At 69.9% G+C, this 7,526-nt stretch carries 7 protein-coding genes and 1 pseudogene; 5 read left to right on the top strand and 3 right to left on the bottom strand.

Annotated features, from left to right (window positions below; genetic code table 11):
- Window positions 1–360, top strand: a pseudogene (locus tag ACREB7_RS12485) (arylsulfatase); the annotation flags it as partial.
- Window positions 361–488: 128 nt separating this feature from the next.
- Here ACREB7_RS12485 and ACREB7_RS12480 read toward each other — a convergent pair.
- Window positions 489–1,415 (bottom strand): hypothetical protein, encoded by a 927-nt coding sequence (locus ACREB7_RS12480; RefSeq protein WP_431592599.1) that lies wholly within the window; start codon window positions 1,413–1,415, stop codon window positions 489–491.
- A gap of 92 nt (window positions 1,416–1,507) precedes the next feature.
- Window positions 1,508–2,779, bottom strand: a complete 1,272-nt coding sequence (locus ACREB7_RS12475; RefSeq protein ID WP_431592598.1) for a S8 family serine peptidase — start codon at window positions 2,777–2,779, stop codon at window positions 1,508–1,510.
- Between the two features lie 108 nt (window positions 2,780–2,887).
- Between ACREB7_RS12475 and ACREB7_RS12470 the strand changes: the two genes are divergently transcribed.
- A complete protein-coding gene (locus tag ACREB7_RS12470; RefSeq protein WP_431592597.1) occupies window positions 2,888–3,376 on the top strand; it encodes an RNA polymerase sigma factor in 489 nt (162 codons plus the stop codon).
- Window positions 3,373–4,068, top strand: a complete 696-nt coding sequence (locus tag ACREB7_RS12465; RefSeq protein WP_431592596.1) for an anti-sigma factor family protein — start codon at window positions 3,373–3,375, stop codon at window positions 4,066–4,068. The genes ACREB7_RS12470 and ACREB7_RS12465 overlap by 4 nt, the downstream gene beginning before the upstream one ends.
- 14 nt (window positions 4,069–4,082) lie before the next feature.
- On the opposite strand, the gene ACREB7_RS12460 is transcribed toward ACREB7_RS12465, so the two are convergent.
- The gene (locus ACREB7_RS12460; protein ID WP_431592595.1) at window positions 4,083–4,244 is read right to left on the bottom strand and encodes a hypothetical protein; all 162 of its coding nucleotides are present in this window, start codon (window positions 4,242–4,244) and stop codon (window positions 4,083–4,085) included.
- A 94-nt stretch (window positions 4,245–4,338) separates the two neighbouring features.
- On the opposite strand from ACREB7_RS12460, the gene ACREB7_RS12455 reads away from it, so the two are divergent.
- Together ACREB7_RS12455 and ACREB7_RS12450 are read left to right on the top strand one after the other, a co-directional pair.
- Window positions 4,339–6,075 carry a type I secretion system permease/ATPase gene (locus ACREB7_RS12455; RefSeq protein WP_431592594.1) on the top strand — a complete coding sequence of 579 codons (1,737 nt, stop codon included), beginning with the start codon at window positions 4,339–4,341 and terminating at the stop codon, window positions 6,073–6,075.
- Entirely contained in the window at window positions 6,072–7,439 is a 1,368-nt protein-coding gene (locus tag ACREB7_RS12450; protein WP_431592593.1) for an HlyD family type I secretion periplasmic adaptor subunit, read from the top strand. Before ACREB7_RS12455 ends, ACREB7_RS12450 begins: the two co-directional genes overlap by 4 nt.
- Window positions 7,440–7,526: the final 87 nt, after the last annotated feature.

Genomic DNA, 7,526 nt, shown 5'->3' with positions numbered 1-7,526 from the left:
CTGCTCGACCTTGCTGGCGTCGATGCCGGCGCGACCCGGGTCGCGGGCCGCGAGGTTCGCCCGATCACTGGCCGGTCGTGGGCGCGCTGGCTGCGCGATCCGTCGGCGATCATCTATGGTCCGGACGATGGCGTCGGCAGCGAACTTTTCGGTTCGCGGGCCTATCGCGTCGGCGACTGGAAACTGACCGACGTCGGCGACGGCAGCTGGCGGCTGTTCGATATAGCCCGCGACCCGGGCGAGACACGCGACCTGTCGCTCGTCCATCCCGATCGCAAGGCCGCGCTCGCGGCGGCGTGGGAGGGTTATGCGGCGCGGGTCGGCATCGTCCTGCCGGACGCGATCCCCTATCGGCCCTGAGGTGCGCCGCTCATGCGGTGAAAAGGGGCAGCGACATCGCGCGATGGTTGACGGTCCAGCACATGGCCAAATGAAAAGGTGCCCCGGCCCGAGGGCCGGAGCACATGATGTCCGGACGATCCGGCCGATTAGTCGTTGCGCGTGTTGCCGCGTTCGGCGCGCTGGCCCTGCCGCGCCGTCTGCGGTGCGGGGGCGCTCGCCGGCGCGCTCCCGGCGTCTTCCTGTTGTTCGGCGGTATCCTTGAGCTGCCCCTTGGTCATGCCGGTGACGAGCACGTCCCCCGACCCGGCAAAGCTTGCGGCGGGAAGCGTCGCGACGCGGTCGCCCACCTCGACGGTCACCGCCTGCACGACGCCGCGACCGGTCTGGCGCAGTTCCTGGACATAGCCGATCACTTTGCCGCGCGGATCGGTGACCGGCATGCCGGGCTCGACCGCAAACATGCCGTTTCCGCTCGCCGCACCGCTGCCTGCGGCGGCGAGTTGTCCCAGGCTGCCCTGAAAGCTGCCCGCCGCCGAGGCGGCGCCATTTGCGGAGCCCGACAGGCCGGAGGCCGCGCCGCCGGCCTGATCGCGGACATTGCCGACCGCGCCGCGCGCGGTGCCGGTTGCGGTCGAGGCGGTGCCCCGCGCCGTATCGAGCGCGCCGCGTCCCGTCTGCCCGACAAAATCGGTGCCGACCGCTTGCGCATCGAGGCTGCCATTGCCCGAGGCGTTACCGGCGCCATTGGCGTTGCCGCCGATGCCGTTGCCGAGCAGATTGCCATTGCCGTCGAGCGAGCCCTTGCCATTGGCGTCGGCCTTGCCCTTGCCCTGCACGCGGCCCGAACGGCGATCGACCTGCGCATCGCCGCGGCCCGATCCGGTCAGATCGCCGGTCGATCCGAGGGTGCCGCCAATCGGCCCGGTCGGATTGCCGAGCGTCCCGCCGAGGCCGCCACCCAGATTTCCGCCGAGGCCGCCGCTGCCGCCGAGCAACTGCGCCGATACGGGCGCTGAGAAAGCCATGGCCGATGCGGCGAGCGCGACTGCCGAAATGAAGATGCGGTTTGCCATTGTCCTGCTCCTGAATTCGCGGCCCGGAAGGTCGGGCCTGAGGAGAGAACGATGGCGCTTCGCCTTTTCTTCCGAAAAAAAAAGCGGCGGCGTCAGCGACCGCCGCAATGCTCGCAGATCAGCCCGTGGCCATAGATTTTGTCACGCCCCTTCTTGCCGAGATCGCGGGCCTCCATGACGAGTGCGGCGACGGCGGGGCCGATGCGATCGATCGACGGGGCCGGATAGCGGAGCGCGAGCCGGCCGGCGACGAGCGGCGCCGCGAAAGAGGTGCCGCGCAGCGCTTCGCTGCTGCTCGCACCGGTGGCCGCCAGCACCGCATCGCCGGGCGCGGCAAAGTCGATATGCAGGGCGCGACCGGCCTCGGGCAGCGCGCGGCCCTTGGCGTCGACCCCGGTGACCGCGAGCACGCCGCGATAGGATGCGGGATAAGCGGGCGGTGCGGCGGGCCCGTCGTTGCCGACGGCGGCGACGATCAGCATCCCGCGCTGCTGCGCGCGCGTGACCGCCGCCGACAGCAGCTTGTTGTCGGGGCCGACAAGGCTGATCGTCGTCACCGCAACGCCGTTCTGGGCAAGCCAGCCGAGCGCGCGGGCGATCGCGCTGGCGTTGCCGCCCGCCGGGTCGGCGCCATAGACGTCGGCGGCGAGCAGCCGCTGTCCGGGCGCCGCGCCGCGCACCGACCCGCTGCCGACAAGCAGCGACGCGACGGCGGTGCCGTGCCGGCTGGCCAACGGCGCACCTTTCGCAAAGCCGCGCTGCTCGACCCGCCCGGCGACCGAGGGATGTGCCGCGACGCCGCCATCGATCAGGCCGAGGCTGGCCTGTCCGCCGACCGCCGTCGCCGCCAGTGCGGATTGCGGCAGTGCGCCGCCTGGTCCGCTCGCGAAATAGAGATTGTCGACGTCGACCTCGGCGTCGGGCAGCAGCCGGGCGAGCAGCTTGCGGGCGCGGCCGATGCTGCGTCCATCGGGAACGCGAAAGCGCGCGAAGTCGAGGTTGAGCCCCTCGATATGCTCACGGTCGACGAGCGCGAAACCCTCCGTCGCTGCGCGCGCGATCATGGCGTCGTCGACGCCGCTGGCGACGAGCACGCCGCGCACGGCGGGCTCGCCGCGCTCGTCGAGTTCGATGCGGTCGCGGTTGCCGCGCACCAGCGCGGTGATCCGGTCGGTCCGCAGCTGGGTCAGCCTTTGGCTCGCCGCGATCAGCGGCTCGGCATCGATGACGGGCAGGGTGGGAAGGGTACGCGCGGCGTCGGGCAGTTGCACCTGCGGCAACGCGACCTGCGCCAGCACCCGCTGATCGGTCGCGCCGAACAGGAGGCAGGGAAGCGCCAGGGCTATCGTCCACAATCGGGTCATCTGTATTCTGTCCTCAGGCCGGCGGCCGTTTGCGATAATTTTTTAGCAGGATGCGGAAGAAACGATAGAAGGTCGTCGTTTCTTCCTCAGACAATCGAAAAGGCGACAATGCGCTTCGAAGAGGAACTGATCGAGCTGCTGCCCCGTTTGCGCCGATTTGCGCGCGGGTTGACGCGGGGTGTGAACGACGCCGACGACCTGTGCCAGGCGGCGATCGAGCGCGCCTTGAAGTCGCGGGATCAATGGCAGCAAGGAACGAGACTGGACAGCTGGATGTACCGTATCACCCGCAATCTCTGGATCGACGAGCGCCGCGCGGCGGCGCGGCGCGGCGTGCATGCGCCGATCGACGAAGCGGCGGTGCAGGTCGAGGGCGATGGTGCCGCCGAGGTCGAGGCCGGGGCGCTGCGCGGCGACGTCGACAGCGCGATGATGCGCCTGCCCGACGAGCAGCGCGAGGCGGTGATGCTCGTCCTCGTCGAAGGCTATGCCTATCGCGAAGCCGCCGAGATATTGGAGATCCCGATCGGGACCGTCACGTCGCGGCTCGCGCGCGGGCGCGAAACCTTGATGCATTTGCTGGGAGAGGCGGCATGAGTTTCGATCCCATCACCGTCGCCGCCTTCGTCGACGGCGAACTCGACGATCTGACCGCGCGGCGGATCGCGCGGGAAGCGGAAAGCGACGCAGCGCTCGCCGCCGAAATCGCCCGCCACCGCGCGTTGAAAGCGCAGCTGACGGCCCATTATGCACCGGTGGCGGAGGAAGCGGTGCCCGACCGGCTCCGCGCACTCCTGATCGATCCGACGCTCGACACCAGCCTCGCCGACCGCCGCGAGGCGAAGCGGTCGCGCTTCGCCCCGGTCCATTGGGGCGCGATCGCGGCTTCGCTGGTGCTCGGGCTGACGCTCGGGCTGCGGCCGTGGACGCCGGTTGCCGACGTCGCCCAGACGCGGGACGCGCTCGTCGCGTCGGGCGGGCTTGCCGCCGCGCTCGACACGCAGCTGGCGTCGAACCAGCCGGCCGGCAGCGACATACGCATCGGGCTCAGCTTCCGGGACAGGCAAGGCCGTTATTGCCGCAGCTTCGCGGCCCGCGACCTGTCGGGGATCGGATGCCAGGACGCCGGGCGCTGGACGCTCGAACGCACGATGGGCGGGCAGGCCGACAGCGATTATCGCCAGGCGTCGTCGGGCGCCCTCGCCGCCGACGCAGCAGCGATGATGGCGGGCGATCCCTTCGATGCCGCCGCCGAGCGCGTCGCGCGCGACAAGGGTTGGGCCGACTGAGGCGGTTTCGCCGGTCAAAGCCGATACGCCTGCAGACGCTGTTCGGAGTCCGGAAGATCCTTGAGGTGATCTTCGCGGCGCCAACCCGTTGTCTGGACCATCCGTCCCGACGCGATGGTTTGCTCGACAATGTCGGCGATTTCCTGTTTGGTCTGCTCCGACAAATTGATTCCCATCTTGGATTTCGATGCAGGCTATTATTTCTTTCCCGAATGATAACCACCGCCGTCGGGTCATCGCGACCGGGCGGCGGCGTTTCGTGGCGGGACGATGACCGCGCGCGCGGCGAGCCCGCAGACCCCGCTCGGCGCCGCGCTCGCCGCGTGCCGGCGCCATATCATGGCGGCGGCGGGGTTCAGCGCGCTGGTCAACATCCTCTATATCGTGCCGACGCTCTACATGCTTCAGGTCTATGACCGGGTGGTGCCGACGCGCGGGCTGCAGACGCTGTTTTTCCTGACCGCCGTGCTGCTGCTGGCGCTCGCGACGCTGTCGCTGCTCGATCGGCTGCGTGCGCGGCTGCTGGTGCGGATGGGGGTGCATCTCGACCTGCTGCTCGCGCCCGCGATCCTCGACGCCACGGTCGGCCGCCCCGACCTGCCGGCGGCGCGCGCGGCGCTCCGCGATTTCGATGCCTTGCGCGGCGGGCTGACCGGCGCCGCGATCCTGGCCCTGTTCGACGCGCCCTGGGTGCCGATCTACATCCTCGTCTGCGCGATGGTGCATCCGTGGATCGGACTGGTCGCGCTGCTCGGCTGCCTCGCGCTGCCCGCCATCGCATGGGCGAACGAGCGCGCGACGCGCGACCGGCTCGACGAGGCACAGGCGATCGCCAGTGCGTCCTATGCGCATCAGGACGCGATGCTCCATGCGGCGGAGGCGGTGCGGGCGCTCGGGATGCGCCGCGCCCTCGTCGCGCGCCAGTTGCGCCAGCGCCAGACGATGCTCGGCGCCCAGACCGACGCGAGCTTTGCCGCTGGCGGCTATCTGACCGCCACCAAATTCGTCCGCCTCGCGCTCCAGTCGCTCGCGCTCGGGCTCGGCGCGTTGCTCGCCGTCGACAATCTGATCTCGGTCGGTGCGATCTTCGCCTCCTCCTTCCTCATCGCGCGCGCGCTGGCGCCGATCGAGCAGCTGATCGGCAATTGGAAGGCGATCGGCCAGGCGCGGCAAAGCTACCGGAACCTCGACGAACTGCTCGCGGCGCAGCCGATCGCGCATGATGCGACCGAACTGCCTGCTCCGAAGGGCGTGCTCGGCATCGACAATGCGACGATCCTCAACGAAACGCGCGACGCCGCGATCGTCCAGGCGGTGAGTTTCGACGTTGCGGCGGGCGAGGTGCTTGCGATCATCGGCCCGAGCGGGGCGGGCAAGTCGACGCTGGTGCGGCTGATCGCCGGCGCGATCCTCGCCGACCGGGGCACGGTGCGCATCGACGGCGCCGACCGGAGCGACTGGAACCCCGAACGGCTGGCGCAGCACATCGGATATCTGCCGCAGGAAGCGTCGCTGTTCGCGGGGACGATCGCCGAGAATATCGCGCGCTTCACCCTCGAACTCGGCGCCGAGCGCAGCGCGGTCGACGCCGCAGTGGTCGCGGCGGCGCAAAAGGTCGGGGCGCATGACCTGATCCTGTCGCTGCCCGGCGGCTATGACCATATACTCAAACTGGGCGGGCGCGGGCTGTCGGCGGGGCAGGCGCAGCGCATCGCGCTGGCGCGCGCGGTCTATGGCGATCCATCCGTGCTGATCCTCGATGAGCCCAATGCCCATCTCGACGCCGAGGGCGATGCGCTGCTCGCGGCGGCGCTCCAGCGGTTGAAGGGCGAGGGCCGGACGATCCTGATCGTGTCGCACAAGACCAGCATTTTGCCCGTCGTCGATCGCGTGCTGTTGATGCGCGCGGGTCGCCTCGAACTGATCGGGCCGCGCGACGAGGTGCTGAAGAAACTCGCGCCGCCGCCGCAACAGCGCGGGCAGGGCGGCAAGGTGGTGAGTCTGTGACAAACACCGCCCCCATCCTGATCCCGCCGTCCGAGCCCGCATCGGGCGATCTGGCGCAGGTCGCCGATCCGAGCAGCGAAATCCGCCGCGGGTCGATCATCGCCGGATTGTTCTTTGTCTTCTTCCTTGGCTGGGCGGCCTTTTTCCGGCTCGACGCCGCCGCTTATGCGCAGGGCGCGCTCGCGGTCTATGGCCAGCGCCAGGCGGTGCAGCATCGTGACGGCGGCATCGTGTCGGCGATCCATGTCCGCGAGGGCGATCAGGTGCGCGCCGGCCAGATCCTCGTCGAGCTCGCTTCGCCCGAGGTGAAGGCGCAGGAACGCGCGATGCAGGCGCAGGCGATCCGCCTGCTCGCCCAGCGTGCGCGGCTGGAGGCCGAGCAGACCGGGTCGCGCACCGTCGCGCCGCCCCCCGAATTTGCCGAGCTGGGCGCGGACGACCGCGCCGCTGCGGCGCAGGCGCTACGCCAGCAGCAGCGCGAGCTTAACGAGCGGCTGGGCGTGTTGTCGGCGCAGCGTGGCTCGCTCGGCGAACGCGCGGTCCAGTCGGGCGCGCAGGGCAGGGGTTTCGGCGAGCAGACGCGCTCGGCGCGCGAACAGATCCGGCTGATCGACGAACAGATCACGGCGCTCGAACCGCTCGCCGAAAAGGGCTTTGTCTCGAAGACCCGCATTCGCGATCTCGAGCGCCAGCGCGCCGCGCTCGAAGGCGATCGTGGCCGGTCCGATGCCGGCATCGCGCAATCGGCGAGTGCCGCGAGCGAAAGCCGGATCCAGATTCTCGAGGCCGAACGGAGCTTCGACGAACGGACCGCCGCCGACCTGCGTGATGTCGAGACGCGGCTCGGCGAATTGCTGCCGCAGCTGAAGGCGGCGCGCGAGCAACTGGCGCGCACCCAGATCCGCGCGCCGTCGACCGGCACCGTCGTCGGGCTCAGCGTCTTCACCCCCGGCGGGGTGATCGCGCCGGGGCAGAAATTGCTCGACATCGTGCCGCAGCGCGAACCGCTGATCATCCAGGCGCGCATCGCGCCCGAGGATGCCGACGACCTGGTCACCGGCCAGCGCGCGATGATCAAATTCCCGGGGCTGCACGAACGCTCGCTACCCAATCTGGAAGGCACGCTGACCCGGCTGTCGGCCGACAGCTTCACCGACGAGAAAACGGGCATGACCTATTTTACCGGCGACATCCGCGTGCCGCGCGACCAGATCGACGAGATCGCCAAGGTTCGCGGCAAGGATTTTGAGCTGCGCGCCGGCATGCCGGTCGAAATCTTGATCCCGCTGCGCAAGCGCACCGCGCTCGACTATGCGCTGGAACCGCTCGTCGGCAGCTTCTGGTCCTCGTTCCGCGAACATTGAAGGCGATGGCCCGTCAGGCGGGGTCGCGCGCCTGACGGGCCGGGTCTTGCCTGCTGACCGGTTCGCCGCAATCGGCGCCCCGCCGTG

The organism is Sphingopyxis sp. (assembly GCF_050725615.1).
Lineage (GTDB): Bacteria > Pseudomonadota > Alphaproteobacteria > Sphingomonadales > Sphingomonadaceae > Sphingopyxis.
The sequence above is the reverse complement of the archived record's forward strand: the minus strand, read 5'-3'. Positions and strand labels throughout refer to the sequence as shown.

Coding starts and splice junctions, on each gene's coding strand:
- ACREB7_RS12480 (WP_431592599.1), bottom strand. CDS start 1,415: ATGGCAAACCGCATCTTCATTTCGGCAGTCGCGCTCGCCGCATCGGCC.
- ACREB7_RS12475 (WP_431592598.1), bottom strand. CDS start 2,779: ATGACCCGATTGTGGACGATAGCCCTGGCGCTTCCCTGCCTCCTGTTC.
- ACREB7_RS12470 (WP_431592597.1), top strand. CDS start 2,888: ATGCGCTTCGAAGAGGAACTGATCGAGCTGCTGCCCCGTTTGCGCCGA.
- ACREB7_RS12465 (WP_431592596.1), top strand. CDS start 3,373: ATGAGTTTCGATCCCATCACCGTCGCCGCCTTCGTCGACGGCGAACTC.
- ACREB7_RS12460 (WP_431592595.1), bottom strand. CDS start 4,244: ATGGGAATCAATTTGTCGGAGCAGACCAAACAGGAAATCGCCGACATT.
- ACREB7_RS12455 (WP_431592594.1), top strand. CDS start 4,339: ATGACCGCGCGCGCGGCGAGCCCGCAGACCCCGCTCGGCGCCGCGCTC.